17 protein-coding genes are annotated in these 23132 nt (G+C 66.5%); 6 read left to right on the top strand and 11 right to left on the bottom strand.

Annotation, left to right across the window (positions count from 1 at the left end):
• Positions 1 to 4: 4 nt before the first annotated feature.
• The 5 genes from N0B28_RS09825 to N0B28_RS09805 all read right to left on the bottom strand — a co-directional run bounded on the left by N0B28_RS09825 (position 5) and on the right by N0B28_RS09805 (position 9143).
• The gene (locus N0B28_RS09825; protein WP_275731607.1) at positions 5 to 2806 is read right to left on the bottom strand and encodes an ATP-binding protein; all 2802 of its coding nucleotides are present in this window, start codon (positions 2804 to 2806) and stop codon (positions 5 to 7) included.
• 139 nt (positions 2807 to 2945) lie between these two features.
• Positions 2946 to 4571 (bottom strand): methyl-accepting chemotaxis protein, encoded by a 1626-nt coding sequence (locus tag N0B28_RS09820; protein WP_043861104.1) that lies wholly within the window; start codon positions 4569 to 4571, stop codon positions 2946 to 2948.
• Between the two features lie 201 nt (positions 4572 to 4772).
• Entirely contained in the window at positions 4773 to 5576 is an 804-nt protein-coding gene (locus tag N0B28_RS09815; protein WP_100632481.1) for an EAL domain-containing protein, read from the bottom strand.
• Between the two features lie 164 nt (positions 5577 to 5740).
• Complete coding sequence (locus N0B28_RS09810; protein ID WP_043861106.1) at positions 5741 to 7210, bottom strand: SulP family inorganic anion transporter; 1470 nt, start codon at positions 7208 to 7210, stop codon at positions 5741 to 5743.
• A gap of 169 nt (positions 7211 to 7379) precedes the next feature.
• The gene (locus N0B28_RS09805; RefSeq protein WP_100632479.1) at positions 7380 to 9143 is read right to left on the bottom strand and encodes a S8/S53 family peptidase; all 1764 of its coding nucleotides are present in this window, start codon (positions 9141 to 9143) and stop codon (positions 7380 to 7382) included.
• Positions 9144 to 9283: 140 nt separating this feature from the next.
• On the opposite strand from N0B28_RS09805, the gene N0B28_RS09800 reads away from it, so the two are divergent.
• The 3 genes from N0B28_RS09800 (at position 9284) to N0B28_RS09790 (ending at position 13084) form a co-directional block, all read left to right on the top strand.
• Positions 9284 to 10561, top strand: coding sequence for a bifunctional O-acetylhomoserine aminocarboxypropyltransferase/cysteine synthase (locus tag N0B28_RS09800; protein WP_054916502.1), 1278 nt, complete (start codon positions 9284 to 9286; stop codon positions 10559 to 10561).
• A 123-nt stretch (positions 10562 to 10684) separates the two neighbouring features.
• Positions 10685 to 12631 (top strand): DNA topoisomerase III, encoded by a 1947-nt coding sequence (locus N0B28_RS09795; protein WP_275731606.1) that lies wholly within the window; start codon positions 10685 to 10687, stop codon positions 12629 to 12631.
• Between the two features lie 63 nt (positions 12632 to 12694).
• Entirely contained in the window at positions 12695 to 13084 is a 390-nt protein-coding gene (locus N0B28_RS09790) for a VOC family protein (RefSeq protein ID WP_275731605.1), read from the top strand.
• A 58-nt stretch (positions 13085 to 13142) separates the two neighbouring features.
• Here N0B28_RS09790 and N0B28_RS09785 read toward each other — a convergent pair whose 3' ends face one another.
• From N0B28_RS09785 to N0B28_RS09770, 4 genes are all read right to left on the bottom strand, one after another.
• On the bottom strand, positions 13143 to 14087 hold the full coding sequence (locus tag N0B28_RS09785; RefSeq protein WP_043861111.1) for a p-hydroxyphenylacetate 3-hydroxylase reductase component: 945 nt from the start codon (positions 14085 to 14087) through the stop codon (positions 13143 to 13145).
• A gap of 62 nt (positions 14088 to 14149) precedes the next feature.
• Entirely contained in the window at positions 14150 to 15319 is a 1170-nt protein-coding gene (locus N0B28_RS09780) for a p-hydroxyphenylacetate 3-hydroxylase oxygenase component (protein ID WP_275731604.1), read from the bottom strand.
• A 206-nt stretch (positions 15320 to 15525) separates the two neighbouring features.
• Complete coding sequence (locus tag N0B28_RS09775) at positions 15526 to 16938, bottom strand: DOPA decarboxylase (RefSeq protein ID WP_275731603.1); 1413 nt, start codon at positions 16936 to 16938, stop codon at positions 15526 to 15528.
• Positions 16939 to 17023: 85 nt separating this feature from the next.
• Entirely contained in the window at positions 17024 to 17968 is a 945-nt protein-coding gene (locus tag N0B28_RS09770; protein ID WP_043861114.1) for a LysR family transcriptional regulator, read from the bottom strand.
• Positions 17969 to 18112: 144 nt separating this feature from the next.
• Between N0B28_RS09770 and N0B28_RS09765 the strand changes: the two genes are divergently transcribed.
• The gene (locus tag N0B28_RS09765) at positions 18113 to 18976 is read left to right on the top strand and encodes a LysR family transcriptional regulator (RefSeq protein WP_054916507.1); all 864 of its coding nucleotides are present in this window, start codon (positions 18113 to 18115) and stop codon (positions 18974 to 18976) included.
• On the opposite strand, the gene N0B28_RS09760 is transcribed toward N0B28_RS09765, so the two are convergent.
• Together N0B28_RS09760 and N0B28_RS09755 are read right to left on the bottom strand one after the other, a co-directional pair.
• Positions 18917 to 20113 (bottom strand): HPP family protein, encoded by a 1197-nt coding sequence (locus N0B28_RS09760; RefSeq protein WP_043861116.1) that lies wholly within the window; start codon positions 20111 to 20113, stop codon positions 18917 to 18919. The genes N0B28_RS09765 and N0B28_RS09760 overlap by 60 nt on opposite strands.
• A gap of 267 nt (positions 20114 to 20380) precedes the next feature.
• On the bottom strand, positions 20381 to 20668 hold the full coding sequence (locus tag N0B28_RS09755; protein ID WP_043861117.1) for a hypothetical protein: 288 nt from the start codon (positions 20666 to 20668) through the stop codon (positions 20381 to 20383).
• 268 nt (positions 20669 to 20936) lie between these two features.
• Between N0B28_RS09755 and N0B28_RS09750 the strand changes: the two genes are divergently transcribed.
• Together N0B28_RS09750 and N0B28_RS09745 are read left to right on the top strand one after the other, a co-directional pair.
• On the top strand, positions 20937 to 21860 hold the full coding sequence (locus N0B28_RS09750; RefSeq protein ID WP_043861118.1) for a membrane protein: 924 nt from the start codon (positions 20937 to 20939) through the stop codon (positions 21858 to 21860).
• A gap of 283 nt (positions 21861 to 22143) precedes the next feature.
• Positions 22144 to 23124 (top strand): aliphatic sulfonate ABC transporter substrate-binding protein, encoded by a 981-nt coding sequence (locus tag N0B28_RS09745; RefSeq protein WP_100632474.1) that lies wholly within the window; start codon positions 22144 to 22146, stop codon positions 23122 to 23124.
• Positions 23125 to 23132 lie beyond the last annotated feature (8 nt).

The following is a 23132-nucleotide window of genomic DNA, read 5'->3' as shown; positions in this document are numbered from 1 at the left end:
GACGTCACTCTCGCCTCTCTTCACGCTGGCAGTGCTGCAGGCAGGTGAACAGCGCATCGAGGCCGAAGGGTTTGACCAGCAGCTGCTGCATGCCTACCGCCAGGCACCGATCGCCCTCGTCGCGCATGGCATTGGCCGTGGCACCGATGATGGGCACCACGCAGCCTTGACGACGAAGGGCCTTGGCCAGGTCATAGCCATTCATGCGCGGCATGTTGATGTCGGTGAGCACCACGTCGAACACCTCGTTCTGCCACAGCGCCAGGGCCTCATGCCCATCGCGGGCCAGGCCCACGCTGCACCCCAGCTCTTCCAGCTGGTCCTTGACGATCAGCTGGTTGATCACATTGTCTTCGGCGACCAGTACCCTCAGGTCCAGTTGCCGGGTGATCTCGTGCTCGATCCGGCCAGGCGCCGGGGGGGCGATGCCCTGGGCCTGGCTGACGGCCGCCAGCAGCCCGTTCAGGTCGTTGAGCTTGACCCGCCAGTAGCGTTGCTGCGACGGCGGCTCGCACTCCTGCGGGCAGATCACTACACGCGGCCCGCTCCACTCCAGCAGGACGGGGTGCGCGGTGTGCGGGTGGGCCTCCACCAGCAGCACGTCATGCGCGGCCTGGATCTCGGGTGGCAGCCCGATATGGGTCTGCGCGCCCCAGCGCCGTAGCCAGCCACTGACGTATTCGGCCATTTCCAGCACCGGGGAATGCACGTAGATCATCTCGTCGGCCAGGCGCGGTGTATCGCTCGCCGGCATCGGGTACGAACGCCCCAGCGGAATGCTCAAGGTAAAACTGCTGCCCAGGCCCACGGCGCTGACCACGCGGATGCTGCCGTTCATCAAGGCGGCCAGGCGCTGGCAGATGGACAGGCCCAGGCCGGTGCCGGGCACCACGTTGGTCTTGGTCGAGGACTGGTAGAACGGCTCGAACAGCAAGGCCTGGTCGTCCGGGGCAATGCCCGGGCCGCTGTCGCTGACCTGCCAGAGGATGTCGGCCCGTTCCTCGGTCATCGAGCCGACCTTGGCACGCAGTACGATCTGCCCGCTCTCGGTGAACTTCACCGCATTGTTGAGCAGGTTGTTCAGCACCTGGCGGATGCGCGTTATGTCGCCGCGCAACAGCGCCGGCATGTGCGGGTCGACGAAGGCATACAGATACAACCCCTTGCTGCGCGCAGCACCGGCGTAGCTCTGGGTCACGTCGTGGATCAGCTCCAGCGGCGAGAACTCGCTGGCCTCCAGGGCCAACTGACCGGCTTCGATCTTGGCCACATCGAGAACATCGCACACCAGGTTGAGCAGCGCTGCCGAGGAACTCTCGATGGCGTGCAGGTAGTCTTTCTGCGGCCCCCTCAGCTCGGTACGGGCCAGCAGCTCCAGGGTTCCGAGCACGCCATACAACGGCGTGCGTATCTCGTGACTCATGGTCGCCAGGAACAGTGTCTTGGCTTCATTGGCGGCATCGGCCATCTGCTTGGCCATGGTCATCGCGGCCTCGGCCTGCTTGCGCGTACTGATATCGCTGAAGGCGCAGAACAGCACATCCTCGCCGTTGTAGCGGGTGCGCACGAAACTCAGGTGCAGGTGGCGACCGTCGCCGGCCTGGAACTCGTCGGACTGGACGATTTCGCGGTCGCTGAAGGCTTGTTCGATCCAGCCATGGCACAGGCGCTCGCGCTCCTTGCACTCGCCCAGCCACTGCTGCGACAAGGTGTTCTCCAGTACCACCTGGCCATCCGCGCGGCGCAGCACGCACAGCGCCACCGGGGCGGTCTGGATGATCGCGCGGTTGAACGCTTCACTTTCGATCAGTGCATCGATGCGCTGGGTTGCCGGGGTGATCAGGCGCCGTTCGACGCGCGTCACCAGGCGCCCCACCAGCACGCCGATCAGCAGGATCAGGGCGCTGGCAGCCAGCAACGGCCACCACAACACCTTGAGCAAGGCCTCCAGCCCAATGGCATAGAACAGCTTCCAATCCGAGTAGCCCAGCTTCTTGCGCATCACCAGCTGGTCGGGCCAGAAGCCTTCCCCGGAGAAGCCGAAGTCATGGCCTGTCTCCAGCTTCGGCAAGGGCAGCGACGGGTACACGCTCGACACGCTGCGCATCATCACATCGCCTCTGGGGTTGAGCATCATGAACTGCCCTGCCGCGTCATCGTGCAGCGTGCTGGCCACGTCGCTGGCATCCATCTCCATGCCGAGCCAGCCCGATCGGGGCTGGTGGAAATCCACCCGCACGAACAGATACAGCCGCGGCGTCGACGCCTGCTGATCGCTGAGCCAGACCGCCTGGTCCGCCTCGGGCAGGGTGGGATCAATACGCTGCAGGCGGCTCAGCACCGCGCCAGGGATCGGCGTATCGAAGCTGACCGTGCGGTTCAGGTACACCACGCGGGCCGCCACCTGATCGGCGACGTACAGCAGGTTGATGCGGTTTGTGGTGAGGAAATCCACCATGCGCCCGGACAACTGCAGGTCCCAGCGGAGGTCGTCACCGGGCTGTCGGTGGCCGACCTGCTGCGCCACCGCGAACTGTTGCCCAGGTGGCTTCGCCACCGCCGACAGCGCGAGGCTCTTGAGCAGCGCCTCGCGCTGGGTGAAGAACACCCGTGCATTGGCGATGGCATCGCTCATGAGCCCCTGACGACGGGAAACTTCGTTCCTGAGAATCGAGCTCAGGGAAATGATCGCACCCACCACCATGCCCAGCACCAGTAACTGGGCGAACAATCGCAGCAGCCGGCGCACGGCCTTGGGGGTGGAGAAGAACGAGTCGGTGGGTTGCAGGAAATGCTTCAATTTCATGGCGCCAGCTTAAGTGCCCTTTGCTGCGCAGCACTATCAGGCAAGCCTTAAAAATGCGCCCCAGCACAGCCAGGGCGCTTGGCTCAGCTCGATGTACCGCCGCGAATGCGCATGCCGTGGCTGGGGCACGGGCGCGGTTTCACGTGGTGAAGCGCCGGGTCAGGTCGGCCATGGCAATCGCCAGCCTGGACAGCTCGTTGCTTGCAGTGGCCGTCTGGCTGGCGCCGTCGGAGGTCTGCACCGAGTGATCGCGAATGCTCACCAGGTTGTGGTCCACCGAACGTGCCACCTGCGCCTGCTCTTCGGAAGCGGTTGCAATCAGGAAGTTGCGGTCGTTGATCTCGGTGATCGAACGGGCAATCGCATCCAGTGCGGCGCCGGCTTCCTGCGCGATCCCCAGGGTGTCCTGTGCATTGACGCGGCTTTGCGACATCGCCGTTACCGCCTGCTCGGCCCCCGCCTGGATGTCGGCGATCATGGTCTCGATTTCCTTGGTGGACTCCTGGGTACGGTGGGCCAGTGCCCTCACCTCGTCGGCCACCACGGCGAACCCGCGCCCCTGGTCACCGGCCCTGGCAGCCTCGATGGCAGCATTGAGGGCCAGCAGGTTGGTCTGCTCGGCAATCGCGCGAATCACGTCCAGCACCTTGCTGATGTTCTGTGCCCTGTTCGCAAGGCCTTCGACTTCCCCGCTGGTGGACTCGACAATCGTTGTCAGGTTCTGGATGGCGACAACCGCCTGGGTCACCCGCTCGGAACCGGTGCGGGTCGAACTGGCGGATTGCTGGGTGACTTCCGACGCGGAGGCTGCGTTGCGCGCCACCTCTTCGACCGCAACCGTCATCTCGTTCACGGCGGTGGCGGCCTGTTCGATTTCATCGCTCTGCTGCTGCAGCCCGCGGCTCGATTCCTCGGCCACCGAATGCATCTGTTCGGCCGCTGCGGCCAACTGGTTCGACGAGTCGCCCATCAGACGAATGGTGTCACGCAGGCTGGCCTGCATGCTCGCGGTCGAGGCCATCAGGTCGGTCAGCTCGTCCTTGCCGGACATCGGCACGACACTGCGCAGGTCGCCTTCGGCAATCCGCTGGTTGATCCCCAGCACCGCCAGCAACGGTACGGTGATGCTGCGCGCAAACAGAACCCCCATCAGGATGCTCAACACCACGACCACGCTGATGATCACGATCACGGTCTTCACCGAGCTCTGATAGATGGCCTCGGACTCGATCCCCGATTGGCGGGCACCTTCGCGGTTGATGTCCATCATCTTGCCGATAACGACCTGCAGGCTGTTCGCCAGCGGCCGAGTCGTCTGGTTGAGGTACTCGGTGGCTTCGGCGGCGTGGTCGGCCTGCACCCGTTCCAGAAAGCTGTCCAGTTGCCCTATGTAGTTGGCGATCCCTGTCTTGACATCGTCGTAGGCCGCTTGTTCGTCCGGGCTGGACACCTGGTGACGATAGTCGGTGACCGCCTTGTCGAGCTCGCTGCGTGCACCGGTGATGGTCTCGATGGACATCTTCCTGATCGCTGGGTCATCGGTACTGAGAAGGCGATAGCTTTCAAGCCGCAGGCGCAGCACCAGCGCGTCGATCGCGCCTCCCTGGCGCACACTTTCCATCCAGTTCTTCTCGATTTCCAGGGCAGCGGCACGCACCCGGCCCATTTGCATGATGGAAACCACACCCAGGACAATGACCAGCACGTTCAATACGAAAAACACCAGTATTGCTCGATGGCCCAGCCTGAAATTTCTAAGCAGCATGTTCAATCCCTCATAGAAACAAGCAGAAAATCGGAGGCACCCGACTCCGCGTCGTTGCTGGTGGGGACTTTAATGAGGGCGTTTGAAATAGCCTATCAGGCAAGCCTGAAAACGGGCCTGCACACCGCCCTCCGATGATCGGCGATCGAGATACGCCCACACTCCGAGCGGCCAGGCCCCCTTGCGTGGCGGTGGCAGCCGCTAGTTGAACAGGCGTTGCAACTCCGTCGGCGGCAAGGGCCGGCTGAGCAGGTAACCCTGCGCGTAATGGCAGCCCTGGCCCACGATGAAGTCCAGGTGGTCAGCCTCCTCGACGCCTTCGGCAACCACTTCGAAGCCCAGCTCGCACCCCAGCCCGATGATTGCACGACAGATCGCGTGCAGCTTGCCGCTCTGGGGCTGGCCGCTGACGAAGCTCCTGTCGACCTTGAGGATGCTCAATGGAAAACGCAGCAGGCAACTCAGGGCTGAGTAGCCGGTGCCAAAGTCATCCAGCGCCAGCCGCACGCCCAGGCTCACCAGTTCATCGAGGCAGGCCTTGACCTGGGCACTGTCGCTGACCCACTGGCTTTCGGTGATTTCCAGGATCAGGCTCGCCGGCGGCAGCCCGCAGGCCTGCAGAACGCGCCGCACCGAGGCGGCGAAGCCGACCTGCTCCAGCTGCAGGCTGGAGACGTTGACCGAACAGTGCAGCTGCCCCTGCCCGGCCAGTTGCCAGTCGCGGACCTGTCGACAGGCGCGCTGCAGCACCCACTCGCCAACCGGTACGATCTGCCCGGTGGCTTCAAGGGTGGGGATGAACGCCAGCGGCGGCACCAGTTGCCCGGCAGATCGCCAGCGCAGCAGCGCCTCGACACCCGCGATGTAGGGGCGGCCCTGATCGACGCGGTAGAGCGGTTGATAATGCAGTTCGAACTGATCCCGCTCCAGGGCCCTTCCGAGGTCCGACTGCAACGACGTACTCGCGACGGGCGTCGAGACCACGTAAAGCGCCGACTGATTCATCACTCACCCCTCCCACGCAGGCGTGCCATAGCCCATCCACCGCTTCGAAAGACTCCTCCAATCAACAGGCTTGCCGTCAGAGAACGTCACTCCCGTGACAGGCCAATGTTCAGGCACATGCCGCAGCGCGGACCATCAGCAGATCCTTAAAAATGCGCGTGGGCTCAGGCGGTGTGCTGCTCCCCCGCACGCCTGAGCAGTTGCTTGCAGCGCTCGGTCAGGTGCACCACGCGCAGGTGCTTGCCGGCCTTGGCATAGCGCTCGCGCAGGGTCTTGATGGCAGCGATCGCCGAGTAGTCGACCACCCGCAGGTGGGCGCAGTCCAGGGTCACCTCGGCCGGGTCGTCGGCCGGGGTGAACTGGTTCAGAAAGGTGGTGACCGACGCAAAGAACAGGGTGCCGTGCACGCGGTACAGCTTGCTGCCGTCGGCGTGCACGTCGCTGTCGGCGTACAGCTCGCGGGCCTGCTGCCAGGCAAAGTTCAGGGCGGCGATGATGATGCCGAACATCACGGCAGCCGCCAGGTCGGTGAACACCGTGACCACGGTGACCGCCACGATGGTCAGCACGTCGTTCACCGGCACCTTGTGCAGCACCCGCAGCGATGCCCAGGCGAAGGTCTGCTGCGCCACCACGAACATCACCCCCACCAGTGCCGCCAGCGGAATGCGCTCGATCAGCGGCGCGAGAAACAGCACGAACATCAGGATCATCACCCCGGCCACGACGCCCGACAGCCGACCGCGCCCGCCGGAGCCGAGGTTGATCACGGTCTGCCCGATCATCGCGCAGCCGCCCATGCCGCCGCACAGGCCCGAGACCATGTTGGCCGCGCCCAGCGCCACGCATTCGCGGTCGGGGTGGCCGCGGCTCTCGGTGATTTCGTCGGTGAGGTTGAGGGTGAGCAGGGTTTCGAGCAGGCCGACCATGGCCATCAGTACTGCATATGGCGCGATGATGCGCAGGGTGTCGAGGGTCCATGGCACCTCGGGCAGGGCCAGGCCCGGCAGGCCGCCGGCAATGTGCGCCATGTCGCCCAGGGTGCGGGTGGGCAGGTCGAACAGGTACACCAGCAGGCCCACGCCGAGAATCGCCACCAACGCCGGCGGCACGGCGCGGGTCAGGCGTGGCAGCACGTAGACGATGGCCATGGTCAGTGCCACCAGGCCGAGCATCAGGTACAGCGCATTGCCGGCAAGCCAGGCCTGGCCGGACTTGAAGTGTTCGAGCTGGGCCAGGGCAATCACGATGGCCAGGCCGTTGACGAAGCCGAGCATCACCGGGTACGGCACCAGGCGCACCAGCTTGCCCAGGCGCAGCAGGCCGAACAGCAGCATCACCAGCCCGCCCAGCAGCACCGTGGCCAGCAGGTATTGCACGCCGTGCTGCACCACCAGCGCGACGATCACCACCGCCATCGAGCCGGCGGCGCCGGAAACCATGCCCGGGCGCCCGCCGAACAGCGCGGTCAGGGTGCAGATGATGAAGGCGCCGTAGAGGCCCATCAGCGGGTTCAGGTGCGCAACCAGGGCGAAGGCGATGCACTCGGGCACCAGGGCGAAGGCGGTGGTGAGGCCGGCGAGCACGTCGGCGCGCACGGGGGCGAGGCGGAAGGGTTTGCGTGTGGGCTGCATCGGGGTTCCAATCGGCAGGGCATCGCCTGCGGGGGTGACAGGGTATCGAGGGGGTGCAAAAGGTTGGCTAGCTTACCTCAAACACAAACGGCGTCGCAGCCATCGCGGGGCAAGCCCGCTCCCACAGGACTGTGCAGAGCGGGCTGGAGCCGCGATGAAGGCGACACCCTCATCGCACCCGGTCGCGGCTCTGCACCGCCAGGTCCAGGGCCTTGTGCATGTCCAGCCGCGCCGAGCGGCCGACGTCCTTGTCATTGAGCTGGTAGTTGCGCTCGGACGGCAGGATCGGCGCGGTCAGGTCTTCGGCGTCCATCGGCTCGAAGTCGCCCTCGCCGCCCAGGGTCATGGCGCTGCGGCGCAGCAACAGGCGCAGTTGCTCGGGCTGCAGGCGCGGGTTGATCGAGAGCATGGCCGCCACCACCCCGGCCACCATCGGCGTGGCATAGGAGGTACCGCAGTGCACCTCGCCGCGCTGGTCGGCCTGCGCAGTGGACGCCTGCACGCAGGCGGCGGCGGTGATGTCCACGCGCGCGTCGATGTTGGAGGCGGCGCGCTTGACCACATAGGCCGGATCATCCACCGCCACCGGGCGCTCGCTGCGCTGGTGCCCGCCCACCACCAGCAACTGCTCGGTGACGAACGAGGACGGCAGGCGGTACTCGTCGGTACCCGAGTACGACGCGCCATTGCCCGCCGAGTTGATCACCACCACGTCCGGGTGCTCCTTGCGCAGCCACAGGAAGAACTCCTCCAGCAGCTCTTCATAGCCGCTCATGGCCAGGCCCGAGCGCACCAGCGAGTCGACCTCGTCGCCCTCGACGTTCTTCGCCCCCACCCGGTGGATGCCCCAGCTCCAGTTCAACACCCGCACGCCGTCCTCCACCAGGTTGACCGAGGCGGCGATGTTGGCGGTGATGCCGGCGTCGGAATTGCGCTCCACGATCACCTCGAAGCCGGGGCTGGCCGGGTCGAGCCCGCGCAGAAAACCGGTATTGCCGCCCTGCTCCCAGCGCGCGGCGAGCACCCCGGCCACCGTGCTGCCATGCCCGTCGGGCTTGTCGGCGTCACGCGCGTACAGGCAGGTGCGTGGTCGCTCGCCGCGGCACGGGCCCAGGTAATCGGCGAAATCGGGGGCGTCGAAATCCACGTCGCGCTCGATCACGCCGATGCGAACCGGGCTGACCGGTACCGCCGCATCGCGGGCAGGGATGCGCCGCTGGTAGAAGTTGACCGCGTCCATGAAACGGTTGGCGGCCCACTCCTCGCCGCCGGGCCGGGCCTGCGCATCTGCGGATTCGCGCTCCTCGCCCTTTTCCGGCGCGGACTCCTCGATCACCACGGCGTCCACGCTGACCTCGCTGCCCAGGCGCAGCACCATGGCATCGCGCTGCACCAGGTCACTGACCGGCAGGCGCAGCTGGTAGACGTTCAGCGGCGCGATCGCCCCCACCACCTTGGCGCCGTACTTGTCGGCCAGGCGCCGGGCCTCCTGCAGGCCGTCGTGGCGCTCTTCGATCAGCAGGCTGACCAGGTCGACATAGGTGGTCAGGCCGTCCATGTTCTTCGCCACCTCGCCCGGCCCGGCGGGCACCACATGGCTGGCCTTGAGCGACAGCCACACCGGGTTGCTGGCCTGGCCGCCCGCGTCCTGCAGCCACAACGGGCCGCTGTCCAACCGCGCCGTATCGAGGTTCAGGCGCAGCGTATCGCCATCGCGGGTGACACGGGCGGCGGGCAGCACGTGCCCGTCCAGATGCACCCCGGGCGTGCCCTGCGCCAGGCCGCGGGTGCTCACGCACCACTGCTGCTGCACCGCGCTCAGCACATCGCCACAGCGCTGCAGGCCGGTGATGCGCAAGGGCTCGGCGGCGATGGCCAGGGTGCTGGCCAGGGCCAGCAGGGCGAAACCGGGTGCAATCAGGTGGGGCAGCATGGGCGACTCCGTTGCAGGGTGGCAGGCAATGACCATCCGACCGGCTGGCGCAGGTCATCGTTCAGCGGGGCAAGGCTTGACCCCGCGTTTGCGCCCCGCGCATGCTTCGGCCTCCACGACTTTCAAGGAACGACTGCATCATGAAGCTGGAAACCTTGGCGATCCATGCGGGCTTCAGCCCCGATCCGACCACCAAAGCGGTTGCGGTGCCGATCTACCAGACCACCTCGTTCGCCTTCGATGACACCCAGCATGGTGCCGACCTGTTCGACCTCAAGGTGGCCGGCAACATCTACAGCCGCATCATGAACCCCACCAACGATGTGCTGGAACAGCGCATGGCCGCGCTGGAAGGCGGCGTGGGCGCACTGGCGGTGGCCTCGGGCATGGCGGCGATCACCTACGCCATCCAGACCGTGGCAGAGGCCGGCGACAACATCGTCTCGGTGGCCAAGCTGTATGGCGGCACCTACAACCTGCTGGCCCATACCCTGCCGCGCTTCGGCATCCAGACCCGCTTCGCCGCCCATGACGACATCGCCGCCCTCGAGGCGCTGATCGACGACAAGACCAAGGCGGTGTTCTGCGAGTCGATCGGCAACCCGGCCGGCAACATCGTCGACCTGCGCGCGCTGGCCGATGCCGCGCACCGCCATGGCGTGCCGCTGATCGTCGACAACACCGTGGCCACGCCGATCCTGTGCCGCCCGTTCGAGCACGGCGCCGACGTGGTGGTGCACTCGCTGACCAAGTACATCGGCGGCCACGGCACCAGCATCGGCGGCATCGTGATCGACTCGGGCAACTTCCCGTGGGCCGACCACAAGCAGCGCTTCGCCCTGCTCAACACCCCCGACCCGTCCTACCACGGCGTGACCTACACCGAGGCCTTCGGCCCGGCGGCGTTCATCGGGCGCTGCCGCGTGGTGCCGCTGCGCAACACCGGCGCGGCGCTGTCGCCGTTCAACGCCTTCCTGATCCTGCAGGGGCTGGAGACCCTGGCCCTGCGCATGGAGCGTCACACCGAGAACGCCCTGAAGGTGGCCCACTACCTGCAGGGTCACGAGCAGGTGGCGTGGGTCAAGTACGCCGGCCTGCCGGACCACCCCGAGCACGCGCTGGCGCTGCGCTACACCGAGGGCAAGCCGGCGTCGATCCTGTCGTTCGGGATCAAGGGCGGCCAGGAGGCCGGTGCACGCTTCATCGACGCACTCAAGCTGGTGGTGCGCCTGGTGAACATCGGCGATGCCAAGTCGCTGGCCTGCCACCCGGCCTCCACCACCCATCGCCAGTTGAACGACGAAGAGCTGGAAAAGGCCGGCGTGCCGCGTGACATGGTGCGCCTGTCGATCGGCATCGAACACAGCGACGACATCCTGGCCGACCTGGCCCAGGCACTGGAAGCGTCGCGCGGCTGAGGCATCGGCGGGCAGGCAAGCGCTACACATTCATCTGTATATCCATACAGATAAACCTTGCCTGCATCGCCAATCCTGCGCATTCTAGGGCCCATCACAGCCCGACCAAGAGCTCACCCGGCCATGCGCCTGTACCTCTGCGAAAAACCCTCCCAGGCCAAGGACATCGCCAAGGTCCTTGGCGCCAGCCGCCGCGGCGACGGTTGCTGGGTCGGCACGGGCGTCACGGTGACCTGGTGCATCGGCCACCTGCTCGAAACCGCCCCGCCCGACGCCTACGATGCCCGCTACAAGCGCTGGTCGCTGGCCGACCTGCCGATCATTCCGGCGCAATGGAAAATGCTGGTAAAACCCAGGACGGCCGCGCAGTTCAAGGCGGTCAAGCGCCTGCTCGGCGAGGCGGCCGAACTGGTGATTGCCACCGACGCCGACCGCGAGGGCGAAATGATCGCCCGCGAGCTGGTGGAGCACTGCCGCTATCGCGGGCCGATCCAGCGCCTGTGGCTGTCGGCGCTGGACGACGCCTCGATCCGCAAGGCCCTGGCCGCCCTCAGGCCCGGCGCCGCCACCTTCAACCTGTACCACTCGGCCCTGGGCCGCTCGCGTGCCGACTGGCTGATCGGCATGAACATGAGCCGGCTGTTCACCCTGCTCGGCCGCCAGTCCGGCTATCAGGGCGTGTTGCCGGTGGGCCGGGTGCAAACCCCGACACTGCGCCTGGTGGTGGACCGCGACCGCAGCATCGCCGATTTCGTGCCGGTGCCGTTCTGGGCCATCGATGTGCAGTTGCGCAGCGCCGGCGAGGTGTTCAATGCCCAGTGGCGTGCGCCCGACGAGCTGTGCGACGACCAGGGCCGCTGCCTGAACCAGGCGTTCGCGCAGCAGGCGGCTGCGGCCATCCAGGCGGCGCCCACGGCGCGCCTTTTGACGCTGACCACCGAGCGCGTGCGCGAGGCAGCGCCGCTGCCCTTCGACCTGGGCACCCTGCAGGAGCTGTGCTCGAAGAAATTCGGCCTGGGCGCCCAGGAAACCCTCGACATCGCCCAGGCGCTGTACGAAACCCACAAGGTCATCACCTACCCGCGCAGCGACTGTGGCTACCTGCCCCTGAGCCAGCACGCCGAGGCGCCGGCGATTCTTGCCGCGCTGGGGCGCGCCGACCCGAGCCTGGCGCCCTTGCAGCCGCACCTGCAGGGGCAACGCCGCTCACGCGCGTGGAACGACGCCAAGGTCAGCGCCCACCACGGCATCATCCCCACCGCCGCCGCGCTCGACCCGGCGCGCCTGCCGCCCAAGCACAAGTCGGTGTACGTGCTGATTCGTGCCCGCTACCTGGCGCAGTTTCTGCCCAACCATGAATACGACCGCACCCAGGCCGACTTCGATTGCGCCGGGCAGGCGCTGCGTGCGGTGGGCAAGCAGATCGTCGAGCCGGGCTGGCGCCGCGCGCTGCCCGAAGCCCTGACCCCGCCCAAGGGCCGCGAAGCGCCGGTGGCGCAAGTGCTGCCGGCATTGCACGAGGGTCAGCTGTGCGAGGTGGCCGGGGTCAACCTCAAGGACCTGTGGACCCAACCGCCCAAGCCCTTCACCGAAGGCGACCTGATCAAGGCGATGAAGAACGTCGCCAAGCTGGTGGACGACCCGCGCCTTAAGCAGAAGCTCAAGGACACCACCGGCATCGGCACCGAAGCGACCCGCGCCGGGATCATCCAGGGCCTGCTCGACCGGGGCTACCTGGTCAAGCAGGGCAAGGCGCTGTCGGCCACGCCGGCGGCGTTCAGCCTGATCGACGCGGTGCCAAGGGCGATTGCCGACCCTGGCACCACGGCGATCTGGGAGCAGGCGCTGGACATGGTGCAGAGCGGCGAAATGAGCCTGGAAGCGTTCGTGGCCAAGCAGTCGGCGTGGATGAGCAAGCAGGTGGAGCGCTGCTCGGGCATGAGCCTGCGCATTTCAGGGCCGCCGGTGCCGGCCGGGCGCGGCGGCGCGCCGTGGAAGAAGAAGCGCAAGAGCAGCGCCACGGCCGGCAAGCGACCCCGTGCCACCAAGGCGAAAAAAACCGGGGCTTAGGCCCGTGCCGGCTGCTTCGCCGGCAAGGCCGGCCCCTACAGAAACCACCGACAAGGAATGTGTATGAAACTGGGCTACACCATCGTTTATGTACCCGATGTCGAGGCATCGTTGAGCTTCTTCGAGAATGCCTTCGGCCTGAAGCGTCGTTTTCTGCATGAGTCCGGCGATTACGGCGAGCTGGACACCGGGCCAACCACCCTGGCCTTCGCGTCGCTGGAACTGGGCGAGTCGAATTTCCCGGAAGGTTTCATTGCCGCCAGCAACAGCCAGAAGCCCCTGGGCATGGAGATCGCGCTGGTGACCGAGAAGGTCGCGGCGGCCCACGCCAATGCCCTGGTCAACGGCGCCGAGGAAATCAGGGCGCCGCAGAGCAAGCCCTGGGGCCAGACGGTTTCCTACTTGCGCTGCCCGGCCGGGGTGCTGGTGGAGCTGTGCTCGCCAATGGGTTGAAAGCGCTTGGCCAGCAAGGCTGGCGCCTACAGGGGCCGTCCTTGGCAAAGCCTTTGGCTCACGCGCGAATCACCGCCTTGAGCACCGTCTTGAACGTCTCGATCTGCTCGTCGCTGAACGCGGCAAACACCGTGTCCTGCTGCTCGCGCGCAATCGTCCACAGGGCCTCGGTCTGGTCGATGCCGGCCACGCTCAGGCGCACATGCCCGGCCGCCTCGCTGTCGCACACCAGCCCCTTGCGCTTGAGGTTGGCCACCGCCTCGTCGATCTCTCGCGCCGGCATCGCCACCTCGCGCTGCAGGTCGGCCAGGTTCAACCCCGCATCGTTCTCCAGCACCATCAGCATGCGCGCCTCGCTGGTGCGCAAGCCACTGGACAGCTGGCGCGGCTGGTAACTGGCTTGGTAGGCACGCAGCGCCTGGGTCATCAGGTAGTACAGGTTGTGGCTCAGGCGCCCCTGAAAATGGCTGCTGGGGGCCTGACCCTCTTCGCGTCGGGTCATGCGGGTGTGCGGCAGCACCATCGAGTACGCACCCTGGTGGTAGAGCAACGGCGAACGCCCGCCATCGTCGAACGCTACCACTTTGCCCAGCATGATCCAGTGGTCACCGCCGTCGAGCAGCTGATGGCGTTCGCACTGGAAGCACGCGGCGCAATCGGCCAGCAGCGGTGCGCCCCCCTCGCCCGCCCGGTGCTCGATGCCGGCAAAGCGGTCCTCCCGTGGCTTGGCGAAGTTGTTCGACAGCTCGATCTGGTCGGCGGCCAGGATGTTCACCGCAAAGTGGCTGGCGGCCTCGAACACCGCGAGGCTGCTGGAGCGCTTGTCCAGGCTCCAGAGGATCAGCGGCGGGTCCAGCGAGACCGAATTGAAGCTGTTGGCCGTGACCCCGACCTTGTTGCCCGCGGCATCGGCGGCGGTGACCACGGTGACGCCGGTGGCGAAGTTGCCCAGGGCGCGGCGGAACGCGCGGCTGTCGAAGGCCACGGCAGGTTCAGTAGACATGCAAGACTCCCCGGCTGCCGCCAGGGCAGCCGTACGTTGTTGTTATGGGCAGGGCGCGGTGTTCACACCATGCTCGGGTCGGGCTCCAGGCCCATCAGCTCGCGACCGAGGATCTGCGCGCAGACGTCGTAGTCGGTGTAGGCATGGGCGCCGGTCATGTGCGAGTCGCGCCACAGGCGCTGCATCTCGTTGGCCTCGAACCAGGCGGTGCCACCCGCGGCTTCGAACAGGCGATCCACGGCCTGGATGCACATCTTCACCGCGTAGCCCTGGTTGGTGCGCCAGAACGCCAGGGTCTCGCGGCTGGGGTACTGGTGGCGGGCGCTGTGGTCGGCGTGCTCCTGCCAGGTTTTTTCGAGAAAGGCCCGCGCGGCGGCCACCTGGTGGGTGGACTCGGCCAGGCGCATCAATGCGGGGGTGGCTGCGCCAACCGCGGCACCGGTGTAGGCGCGCACGCGGTTGGCGGTCTTCTCGCGGAAGGCCTGGAGCATGCGCTCGGCCACCCCCAGGCTGACCGTGGAAAAGCCACTGGCGAAGTACGGCCGGTACGGCGAATAGAACACCTTGCTGTCCGGGTACAGGCCGAAGCCGGCGGACTTGCCTTCCATCATGTCCTTGGCTTTCTGGATGCGGTACTCGGGCACGAAGGCCTTGTCGATGAGCAGGGTCTTGGTGCCGCTGCCCTTCATGCCCGCAGCGTGCCAGTCGTCGCGGATCACGTAGTCGCTGCGCGGCAGCACGGCGAAGCAGTAGTCCTGGGTGCCTTCGGCGTTGGCGCGGCGGCAGCCGGCGATGGCCCATTCGGCATGGTCGCTGCCGCTGCTCCAGCCCATCTCGCCGCTGAACAGCAGGCCGCCCTCGACCTCCTCGATACGCCCGAACGGCGCGATGCTGCTGCTGGCAGTGGCGTCGCGGTCGGTGCCCCAGATCTCTTCCTGCAACCGGGCCGGGAACATCGCCAGCTGGTGGCTGTGGGTGCACAGCAGGCTCATGGCCCAGGCGGTACTGGCACAGGCACCGGCCAGCGCGGCGATGCAGTCGGCGAATTCGGGCAGGGAAATTTCCAGGCCGCCATACAGCTTGGGCTGGAAGGCGCGGTGCAGGCCGATGCCCTTGAGCAGCGCGATGTTTTCGGCGGGTACCTGGCGATCCTGCTCGGCACGGGCAGCGTTGGCGGCGATTGTCGGCAACAGTGGCTTGAGGTCTTCAAGCAGCGGGTTTGGCTTTTTCATGGAGGGCCCTGCTTATTATTGGATGTCCGGGCCGGGCTGCGAGGTGGGCAGCTGGCGGCGGATGCAGGGCCAGTATGGGATGGGTGTGACGGGGGGAAAATGCACCTTCCAGAGGCAAGGTTGTACTTTTCATGGGCCTCTTCGCCGGCAAGGCCGGCGCCTACTATCGGTAGGAGCCGGCCTTGCCAGCGAAGGGGCCGCAGGGATCAGCCCTTGACCACCTGCTGCAACCGCTCCCACAGCCTTGCCACATGCTCGCGCTCGGTGGGCAACGCGCCCACCGACACCCGCACCATCCACTGCCCGTTCAACGTCGCCGGGGTCACATACGCCGCGCCCGAGGCATTGAGCCGGTCGGCCCAGGCGCGGGTGTGGCGGTCCAGTGCCTCGCCTTCCAGCCCGCCAGGCTGGTGACGAATGCACAGGGTCTGCAACTGCACCGGCGCCAGCACCTCCCAGCCCGGGGCCGCACCTACCTGCTGTTCAAGCCAGCGAGCATTGCCCAGGTCGCGGCGCAGGCGTTGCTGCAAGCCTTCCACGCCTTCACTGCGCAACATGAACCACAGCTTCAATGCACGAAACCTGCGCCCCAGCGGGATGCCCCAGTCGCGCAGGTTCTTCACTTCGCCATCGACCGCCGACTGCAGGTAGCTGGGGTTGGTGCTCATCACACGGATCAGGTGCTGCGGGTCACGCACGAAATACAGCGAGCAGTCGAACGCCACCCCCAGCCATTTGTGCGCATTGACCACGATGGAGTCGGCCTGCTCGATGCCGGTCCACATCCAGCGGCATTCGGGCAGGATCATCGCCGAACCGGCCATGGCCGAGTCCACATGCAGCCACAGGCCATGGGCGCGGGCGATGCGGCCGATCGGTTCGAGCGGGTCGAGGGCGGTGGTGGCCGTGGTGCCGGTGGTGGCGACCACCGCGCACGGTTGCAGCCCTGCGGCAAGGTCCTGCTCGATGGCCGCTGCCAGCGCTTCAGGGCGCATGGCGAAGGCTTCGTCGACTTCGATGTAGCGGATGTTGTGCTTGCCGAAGCCGGCCAGCAGCGCGGCCTTGTCTACCGAGCTGTGGGCCTGGGCGCTGGTGTAGATCATCAGCGGCCGGGCCTGCGCTTGCAGGCCACCCTTGACCAGCGCGTAGTCGCTGGCGCGCTCGCGGGCGCAGATCAGCGCCACCAGCGTGCTGCTGGAGGCGGTGTCCTGGATCACCCCGCTCCAGGCACCGGACAGGCCGATCATCTGGCGCAGCCAGTCGACCGTGGTCTCCTCCAGCTCGCTCAGCGCCGGGCTCGACTGCCACGACAGGCCGAGCACGCCCAGGCCGGTGCTGAGAAAGTCGCCCAGCACCGAAGACAGCGTGCCGTTGGAGGGGAAGTAGCCGAAGAAGTCCGGGTGCTGCCAGTGCGACAGGCCGGGCATCACCAGCTGGTCCACGTCGGCGAGGATCTGCTCGAAGGGTTCGCCCTGCTGTGGCGCGGCCTGGGGCAAGGCATTCTTCAGGTAGCCCGGCTCGACCTGGGCCATGACCGGCAGGCTGGCGACATTGGCACGGTAATCGGCGATGCGGTCGATCAGTTGGTGACCTTGCTGGCGAAATTCTTCTGGGCTCACGCGCTGGCTCCTGTGGGGGTGATTGCAGTGCCAGCGAGTCTAGGCGCTGGCTGGCCGCTGAAACACGCCGCGCCGCGCATAGCTGCTATGGCGAATCCACATAGCTGCCGGTGACGCCGAACTGCGACTGCTGCCACAGCTCGAACACCTGCGCACGAAACCAGCGGTGCTCGGCCGAAGCCTGCAGGCGCTGGTGCCACACCACCCAGTAGCGCTGGGTGTGTTCGACGAACGCCAGCGGGCACCACACCACCGGGTGCAGGCGGCTGAGCTGGCGGGCGATGTGTTCGGGCACGGTGACCAGTGTCTGGCTGGCGCACACCACCTGCACCGCCGCCGAGAAGAACGGCACCTGCAGGGTTATGCGCCGGGCAAGGCCCTGGCCGCGCAGGTGGCGGTCGATGAAGCTGTCCTTGTCGCCGCCGCCACAGATGCGCACGTGCCCCCAGGCCAGGTAGTCGTCCTGGCTCAGCTCGGCGTGCCGGGCCAGCGGGTGTTCGCGGTGCATCAGGCACACCGCGCGATCCTCGCCGAGCATGCGCCCGTGCAGGTTGGCCGGGGCGCTGTCGAACAGCGTGGTGGCCAGGTCGATTTCACCGCTGGCCAGGCGTTCGAACTGGTCCGGCGACCAGCTGCGGTAGTCGATCGACACCCCCGGCGCCTGCTCGGCCAGGCGGCTGACCAGCAACGGCAGCATGTGTTCGGCGATGTAGTCGGAGGCAGCCAGACAGAAGCGCCGCTCGCAGCGCTGCGGGCTGAAGGCCTCGGGTTGGCGCAGGGCGTCGAGCTCGCCCAGTACCTGGCGCAGGGGCAGCACCAGCGCCTGGGCCCGTTCGCTGAGTACATAGCCGCGGCCCTGGCGAACCAGCAGCGGGTCGTCGAAGGCTTCGCGCATGTGCGCCAGCTGGCGGCTGAGCACCGACTGGCTGCTGCCCAGGCGCTCGGCGGCATGGCTGAGGTTCTTGAGCTGCAACAGTGTGTCGAGGGTACGCAGGTGCGCAAGGCTCAACGAGGCGAAGGTGGGGTTCAATGCGCGCTCCGGCGGTGTAGTCGCCCTAGGCTAAGGGGTTTTGTGCCTGACGCAAAATCCGTTGCGTGGCCTTCGCCGGCAACGCCGGCTCCTACAAGGGCACTGAAAGCTCTAGACTGTGCGCTGGTAGAACACGAGGCCCCCATGGATATCGACCTGGCGCGTACCTTCATCGAAATCGTGCGCAGCGGCAGCCTGGTGGCCGCCGCAGAGCACCTGCACGTGACCCAGACCGCGATCAGCGCACGGGTGCAGAAGCTCGAGCAGTTGCTCGGCTGCCAATTGTTCGTGCGCAGCCGCAACGGCGCCAGCCTGACCGCCGACGGCAAGGGCTTCGTGGCCTACGCCAACCAGCTGGTGCACACCTGGGAGGCGGCGCGGCGCGACCTGCCGTTGCCCGCCGGCGGCTACCAGGTGTTGCACATCGGCGGCGAAGTCAGCCTGTGCAACCCGCTGCTGCTGGACTGGGTTCGCGTACTGCATCAGGAGGTGCCCAGCCATGCCATCCGCAGCGAGGTGGGCGACAGCGACACGCTGCTGCGCAAACTGGACATGGGCCTGCTGGATGCCGCGCTGGTGTACCAGCCGGGGTACGGCCCGGGGGTGCAGGTGGAGCAACTGCTGGAAGAGAAGCTGGTGTGCGTGCGCCGTGCCGGCCAGCCCGAGCCGTATATCTACATCGACTGGGGCGAGGCGTTCCGCCGCCAGCATGACGCGGCGCTGCCCGAGCACGCGCGCCCTGCCTTGAGCTTCAACCTCGGCCCGATGGCCTTGCAGTACATCCTCGAACACGGCGGCAGCGGCTACTTTCGCGCCCGCGTGGTGCAGAGCTACCTGGACTGCGGCGTGCTCGAACGGGTATTGCAGGCGCCGGAGTTCACCTACCCGACCTACCTGGTGTACGCCCGCGAGCGCGACTCGGCAGCGCTACAACAGGCGTTTGGCCTGTTACGCGGCGTGGTCGCGGGGGACAGTGACTGGTCCCAGCGCTGGGACCCGCTGATCTAGACCGGCCTGCTCGCGCTGCAGCAGTTGCTGGTGCAGCGCGCCGATCAGGTCGGTCTGGGTGACCACCCCCACCAGTTGCCCGGCTTCGAGCACCGGCAGGCAATGCAGGCCCTGGTCGCACAGCAGCGGGATCAGGGCCACCGCCGGTTCGTCGCTGTTCACGCTGCGTACCGGTTTGGTCATGACCTGTTCCAGGCGCACCGGGCGACGCCGGCCGAACAGCGCGCGCCAGCTGAAACGGCGTGCGGCCATTGCCGAATCGAGCAGGTCGCCGACGCTGACGATACCCACCAGCTGGCGCGCCTCGTCGAGCACGGGGAGGATCTTCAGGCGATGCTCGCCCAGCATCTTGAAGGCTTGCTCAAGCGTGGTGTCCGGGCTGGCGGACTGCACGTCGCGCGACATCACCCGGGCAGCCGTCATGCCGCCCAGGCTGCGCTGCAAGGCATGGCGCTCGGTGGCCAGGATGATGCGCTCCAGATCATCACGGGTCACGTCGACGAACTCGCCCAGTTCATTCAATGCGCGGTCCAGGTCGCCGGCACTCACCCCTACCCGCTCGCTCACGGGCGCATCCTGGGTACGGTGCAGGTCGGGCCGCGGGGCGACGATCTTGGGGTAGCGCACGCCGGTCAGGCGGTTGTACACCACTGCCACCAGCAGCAGGCACAGGGCATTGAGCAGCACCGGCTCGACCACCTGGGCACCCAGGCTCGCCAGCGACGGGTCGGCCATCGCCAGGCTGACCGCCAGTGCCGCGCCCGGCGGGTGCAGGCAGCGCAGCAGGCACATCAGCAGCACCACCAGCACCAGCGCCATGCACACCACCACCAGGCTCGCGCCCAGCCAGTGGTGCAGCACCAGGCCCACCAGCATCGCGCAGCTGTAGCTGCCCAGCAGCGGCCAGGGCTGCGACAGTGCGCCCGAGGACACCCCGAACAGCAGCACCGCCGACGCAGCCAGCGGGGCCATCAGGTGCAGGGTGACGGCGTTGCCGAACAGCACGCTGCACAGCCCGCCGGCCACCAGCAGGCCGAGCACGGCGCCAAGGCCGGCCCGCAGCCACTCTTTGGGCGGGATATGCAACGCGGCGGGGATGAAGCGATCGAGCCAGTTGTTCAGACGGCGGGTGGACATGCGACGACCTGGTACCTGTTGAAATAAAAGAAGCCCGCCCAAGACGAGGGGGCTTTGTATCGCGAGGGGGCAATACGCAAAGGGCTCCGTCCCTGGAGATGGAAATCCGGGGGTTCGGATGCGCGCAGTCTGAACAAAAGCGGGGATGGGCTCCAACGCAAAAAAATGCAGCTTGAGTGCAATTATTTTGCTGGATGAGCCGGCGGGAGGGTTATGGCAGGAACGCAAGGCTGCGCTCCTGCCGCTGACCGGGCCTGAACGGCCGAATCAGCCAAGCAGTGCCGGGTCGATGCCATCGCAGTCGAAGGCGATGTAGCCACCCACTTCATCGGCCCTGCCATCGGTGATCTCGCCGTGATAGGACAGGCCGTTGCTCAGGGTGACGCAGATATGGGTGGGGTCCTGCGGGGCGTCCAGCTTGCCGTTGAACTCGACCGTGAAGCGGGTTTCGCCATCGACCTTCAACCCGATCAACACATTGGCATTGTCCACGGCCTCGGTCTCCTTGCCTGCGTATTCGGCGCTGACGGTCACGGTGGCGGTGTCTTGATACATGCTAGAGCTCCAACGGCAGGAATGCGTGACGCCCACTGGCGCCAACCGGCGGCTAGGGTAAGCCACCAGGCGGGGTGTGGGGAATCCCCGTCGGGCGCAAGGTTGCAATTTGCATGAGGCAAAACGGGCACTCATGCAGGCTGCATGGCCTTAGGACGGTTCGGTTTTACAACTGATTGATTTTGAAAGGATAAATATTTCGTAGCATTTGGCACAGCAACTGCTCTACAGGAGGGGGAAGACCCATTTCATGACTGGAGCACCAACAATGATTACAAGTGCCGATACCTACGCCGTCCCCGCGGGGGACACCTCCAGCCACTCAGGGGTGTCCTGGGCGGCCATCTTCGCCGGTGCCACCGGTGCCGCCGCACTGTCGCTGATCCTTATCGTGCTGGGCTTCGGCCTGGGGTTCTCGGCTGTCTCGCCGTGGCCGGGTGATGGCGCCACGGCCAAGCAACTGGGTATTTCGAGCATCGTGTGGCTGGCGCTGACGCAGATCATTGCCTCGGGCCTGGGCGGCTACATCGCCGGGCGGCTGCGGGTCAAATGGGCCAACCTGCATGGCGATGAAGTGTATTTCCGCGATACCGCCCACGGTTTCCTGGCCTGGGCCTTTGCCACGCTGGTAACTGCGGTGCTGGTGGTGGGTTCGGTGAGCTCGGTGGTGAGCGGCGGCGTCCAGGCCGGCGCGATGGCGGCCTCTGGCGTGGCTGCGGCTGGTGCCGGCGCGGCTGCCAACAGCAGCAAGGCGAGCAATGACGATTCGGCCTACTTCATCGACATGCTGTTCCGTGACGAACGCCCGGTGGCGGTCACCGATGACGCGGCCCACGGCATTGCCGCGCGCATCTTCGTGCGTGGCCTGGCCGACGGCCAGCTGAACGCCGAAGACCGTGCCTACCTGGCCAACGTGATTGCCCAGCGCACCCAGATCAGCCAGGCAGAAGCCGAACAGCGCATCGACACCGTGTTCGCCGAAGCCCGCCAGGCCATCGAAGAGGCCAAGCAACTGGCCGACGCCGCACGCAAGGCCGCTGCCGCCTCTGCGCTGTGGATGTTCGTGGCCCTGCTGTGCGGCGCGTTCTTCGCCAGCCTGTTCGCCATCTGGGGTGGCCGTCGCCGTGATGCCGCCGTGTTCCTGACGGCCGACCCGGTGCGCGTCGACCCCACCACTGCCCGTACCCTCTGACAGGAGATTCACCATGCGCTCGATACTGCTGTTCTTCCTCGGTGTGCCTATCCCGATCATCATTCTGATCGCCTTGTTCATGCATTGATGCACACACAAAGCCCCCGACCCGTCGGGGGCTTTTTTGTGGGCGACTGGCACGGCCGATAAATTCAAAAAGGATATAAAAATAACTATTTGTTCTAACTAAAAGTAATAAAAAAATTGCACTCCGCGGGCGTCAGCCTTTACTTTCAGGCCCTACCAGAAAACACCTGACGAACCCGCCTGCGGAGCCCTCACCATGTCCAACAAACCTCCTTCGACCCTGCGCCGCGTGCTGCTTGGCGGTGCCTTTGCCGCGCTCGCCAGCCTGGTACTGCCTGGCCCGGCCGCCTACGCCGAGCCAACCAAGAACCTGCGTATCGGCTACCAGAAGTTCAACAGCGTCAACATTCTCAAGGGCTCCGGCGCCCTGGAAAAAGCCCTGGCGCCGCAAGGCATCAAGGTCAGCTGGTACGAGTTCGCCGCCGGCCCGCAGTTGCTCGAGGCCCTGAGCACCGGCGCCATCGACCTGGGGCACGCCGCCGATGCGCCCTCGGTGTTCGCCCAGGCGTCGGGCAAGTCGGTGGTGTACCTGGCCGCCGAACAGCCCTACCCGCGCGGCATCGGCATTGTGGTGCGCGAGCAGGACAAGGTCGCCGATATCGCCGCCCTCAAGGGCCAGCGCGTGGCCACCGGTCGCGGCTGGAATGCCCAGTATCTGCTGGCCGTGGCCCTGCAGGACACCGGCCTGAGCTACAAGGACATCGACCCGGCCTACGTCAACAACGCCGCCGATGCCGTGGCCGCCCTGCAATCGGGCAGCGTCAAGGCCGTGACCCTGTGGGACCCCTTCCTCGCCGCAGCGGAAAAACAACCCGGCCTCAAGACCCTGCGCGACGGCACCGGGCTGACCAACAACCGCACCTTCTACCTGTCTTCGCCAGCCTTTGCCGACGAGAACCGTGGTGTGCTCAAGACCTTCTTCACCGAGCTGGGCAAGGTCAGCAACTGGGCCAACGCAAAACCCAAGGAAGTGGCGGCCCTGCTGGCTCCGCAACTGGGTATCGGCGCCGACGTGCTGGAAGTGGCCAGCGAGCGTCGCAACTACAACGCGGTGGCCATCACCCCCGAGATCACGGCCGAACAGCAGAAGCTGGCGGACACCTTCCAGGGCCTGGGCCTGATTCCCAAGCCGCTCAAGGTCGCCGACGCCGTGTACCCCGTCTCCGTACTGCCTTGACCGCGAGC

Source organism: Pseudomonas sp. SD17-1, from assembly GCF_029201585.1.
GTDB classification, from domain to species: domain Bacteria; phylum Pseudomonadota; class Gammaproteobacteria; order Pseudomonadales; family Pseudomonadaceae; genus Aquipseudomonas; species Aquipseudomonas palmensis.
Note: the sequence above shows the minus strand (reverse complement) of the source record. Positions and strands in the feature narration are given on the sequence as shown.

What these genes read in the sequence shown, in the direction of transcription:
- N0B28_RS09810 (WP_043861106.1), bottom strand. Translation starts at nt 7,210, where the DNA reads ATGCAGCCCACACGCAAACCCTTCCGCCTCGCCCCCGTGCGCGCCGAC.
- N0B28_RS09745 (WP_100632474.1), top strand. Translation starts at nt 22,144, where the DNA reads ATGTCCAACAAACCTCCTTCGACCCTGCGCCGCGTGCTGCTTGGCGGT.
- N0B28_RS09780 (WP_275731604.1), bottom strand. Translation starts at nt 15,319, where the DNA reads ATGAAAAAGCCAAACCCGCTGCTTGAAGACCTCAAGCCACTGTTGCCG.
- N0B28_RS09825 (WP_275731607.1), bottom strand. Translation starts at nt 2,806, where the DNA reads ATGAAATTGAAGCATTTCCTGCAACCCACCGACTCGTTCTTCTCCACC.
- N0B28_RS09805 (WP_100632479.1), bottom strand. Translation starts at nt 9,143, where the DNA reads ATGCTGCCCCACCTGATTGCACCCGGTTTCGCCCTGCTGGCCCTGGCC.
- N0B28_RS09760 (WP_043861116.1), bottom strand. Translation starts at nt 20,113, where the DNA reads ATGTCCACCCGCCGTCTGAACAACTGGCTCGATCGCTTCATCCCCGCC.
- N0B28_RS09755 (WP_043861117.1), bottom strand. Translation starts at nt 20,668, where the DNA reads ATGTATCAAGACACCGCCACCGTGACCGTCAGCGCCGAATACGCAGGC.
- N0B28_RS09815 (WP_100632481.1), bottom strand. Translation starts at nt 5,576, where the DNA reads ATGAATCAGTCGGCGCTTTACGTGGTCTCGACGCCCGTCGCGAGTACG.
- N0B28_RS09795 (WP_275731606.1), top strand. Translation starts at nt 10,685, where the DNA reads ATGCGCCTGTACCTCTGCGAAAAACCCTCCCAGGCCAAGGACATCGCC.
- N0B28_RS09785 (WP_043861111.1), bottom strand. Translation starts at nt 14,087, where the DNA reads ATGTCTACTGAACCTGCCGTGGCCTTCGACAGCCGCGCGTTCCGCCGC.
- N0B28_RS09750 (WP_043861118.1), top strand. Translation starts at nt 20,937, where the DNA reads ATGATTACAAGTGCCGATACCTACGCCGTCCCCGCGGGGGACACCTCC.
- N0B28_RS09790 (WP_275731605.1), top strand. Translation starts at nt 12,695, where the DNA reads ATGAAACTGGGCTACACCATCGTTTATGTACCCGATGTCGAGGCATCG.
- N0B28_RS09765 (WP_054916507.1), top strand. Translation starts at nt 18,113, where the DNA reads ATGGATATCGACCTGGCGCGTACCTTCATCGAAATCGTGCGCAGCGGC.
- N0B28_RS09800 (WP_054916502.1), top strand. Translation starts at nt 9,284, where the DNA reads ATGAAGCTGGAAACCTTGGCGATCCATGCGGGCTTCAGCCCCGATCCG.
- N0B28_RS09820 (WP_043861104.1), bottom strand. Translation starts at nt 4,571, where the DNA reads ATGCTGCTTAGAAATTTCAGGCTGGGCCATCGAGCAATACTGGTGTTT.